The 491-nt window shown below is 48.9% G+C and carries 1 pseudogene; it reads left to right on the top strand.

The features are described 5' to 3' along the window. Nucleotides 1–491 (top strand): annotated as a pseudogene (locus ACTHUR_RS19235) (exodeoxyribonuclease V subunit alpha); the annotation flags it as partial.

Here is a 491-nt window from a genome sequence, read left to right as displayed (position 1 = left end):
GATTAAAGAGCGGCCTCAGGCTTTATCGCAAAACAATGCCAAATTGACGTTCAGCCACCGTTTTGGTGCAGACAGCGGCATTGGTTGTTTGGCAAGGGCGGTGGTATCCGGGGAAAAGCAAACTGCGGTCGAACAGTTTGACAAGTTTCCCAAAGAGTTGGAAATGAAATCAGGCCGTCTGAAAGAGCAGGTTGCTTTGCTGTATCAAAAGCAACAGGATTATTGGCAGGCCGTGGCAGAGAATAATGTTGCACTCGCCTATGGTCATGCTGCCGATGTGGTGGTATTGGCGGCTTGGCGGCAGGATGCGGATGATTTGAATCAGGCTTATCAAGAGTATTTGCAACGGCAAGGCAAGGTTTCGGGCGAAACGCCTTGGTTTGCCGGACAGATCATCATGATTACCCACAATGATTACATGCTGGAAGTGTTTAACGGCGACATCGGGCTGATTATGAAAGATGAAGAATCGTTGAATGGCTTGTCTGCCT

The sequence above is a fragment of the Neisseria sp. P0021.S007 genome (genome assembly GCF_051956855.1).
The sequence above is the reverse complement of the archived record's forward strand: the minus strand, read 5'-3'. Positions and strand labels throughout refer to the sequence as shown.